This is a genomic window from Sphaerospermopsis sp. LEGE 00249, from assembly GCF_014299995.1.
Lineage (GTDB): Bacteria > Cyanobacteriota > Cyanobacteriia > Cyanobacteriales > Nostocaceae > Sphaerospermopsis > Sphaerospermopsis kisseleviana.
On record NZ_JACJUZ010000160.1, the window covers coordinates 1 to 1,788 of the forward strand.

The 1,788-nt window shown below is 33.4% G+C and carries 1 pseudogene; it reads left to right on the top strand.

The features are described from left to right. The first annotated feature begins 171 nt into the window (after window positions 1–171). Window positions 172–1,450: pseudogene (locus H5968_RS24875) on the top strand (IS1634 family transposase). Window positions 1,451–1,788: the final 338 nt, after the last annotated feature.

Consider the following 1,788-nt stretch of genomic DNA (forward strand, 5'->3'; position numbering starts at 1 on the left):
GTAACTTAAAAGTTAAGAGGCTTAATGAGAGTAAATAGCATTAAGCTGGGTATGGAGTGAGAAAGTGAAACTTCGTAACGGGACACAGAGAGAAGATTCAATAGGAAAAAAATTCATTGTTCAGAAAGCAAGAAATGAGAGAATCACAATAGACAAGTAGAGGAAACTGTTGTGAAATTAAAACCTCAAGAAATAGAAATTCAGAACATAGACCATCTAGGGATAGTAGCAGGAATAATAGACGCGATAGGAATAGTAGAAATAATAAATGAATTAATAGGAGTCGAAAAAGGCGAAAAAGTAAATGCAGGTCAAGTAGTAAAAGCCATGATAATAAACGGTTTAGGATTTGTCTCCAAACCGTGATATATGTTTCCCGAATATTTTGAAACAATAGCCTGTGAACATCTAATAGGAGCAGGAGTAAAACCAGAATATCTCAACGACGATAAACTGGGGAGAGTCATGGATAAACTATTTATAAAAGGATTAGATACCATCTTTTTTATCATTGCCTTAAAAGCAGCACAAAGATTTGGAGTATCACTATCAACCTCACATCTAGACTCATCATCAATGCACGTACATGGGCTGTATAACACTAGCTTACCAGAAGTAATATTTGAGAGTCAAAAAGTAGGAGATAACCAAGAATTAGAAGAATTAGCAAGAAAATTATGCAGGAATAGAACAAAGATGGCTAGTAGTGCAAAGTCAAGAAAGAAGAGAATCAGACCTGCGTAAGCTCACCCAAAAAATTACCAAAGCAGAATCAAAAGCTGTACAAGAATTGAAAAAGTTATCACAAGAAGAATTTGCTTGTGAAGCAGATGCTATCAAGCCATTATCAAAATTATCAAAACAGTTTAAATATCACCAAATTAACGAAAGTAAGGTTACTCAAGTCAAATCTAAGACCAAAGATTTTCCACAAGAAATATCTTACCAAATATCAGCTACAGTTTCCGAAGATGAAAGTAAGATTAATACAGAATTGCTGAGTGCAGGGCGGTTTATTATTGCTACGAATGTTTTAGATTCAAAGGAACTTAGTGATGATTCTATGCTCAGTGAATATAAAGCCCAGCAGTCATGTGAAAGAGGGTTTGGTTTTCTCAAAGACCCATTATTTTTTGCCGACAGTATTTTCCTCAAAAGTCCTGAAAGAATAGAGTCTCTGGGAATGATTATGGGTTTATGTCTACTGGTTTATACTTTGGCTCAACGTCAAATTAGAAATGCTCTAAAAGAGTCTAAATCAACCATTAAAAATCAATTAGGTAAAGCAACTGACCGCCCTACTTTACGGTGGATTTTTCAATGCTTTCAGTGTATTCATTTGGTTACACTCAATCAGGAGGAACATATTTATAATTGGAATAAAGACAGAGATTTTATCTTGCGTCTTTTACCAGATGATTGTTTACGTTACTATCAATTAGTCACCTAATTATTATCTCTATTAATTTAATTTCTATGAGTGAAAATGAGCTAATTTCTTTGATTTATAGCTCAAGTTTACTATGTCTACAATTTTGTTTTTTGCTTCAACTTATTAGTCTAATTTATAATCTCTATCTTAAATATCTTCTTTTATTTATCTATTGACTCCTCTTGGTAGTATTCATTCTTATTGCTCCTTATTGAGAATGGGTTTTGATGGCATTTTTGGTGTTTTTCTTTTTCAACAATGTATTTTTTCGCTAATATGTGATTTTTTAGGCTCAGTTTCCTTTCTTATTTCCGTAATTTCTCTATGTGCCAGATCAGGGTGCGGAATGTGGGTTT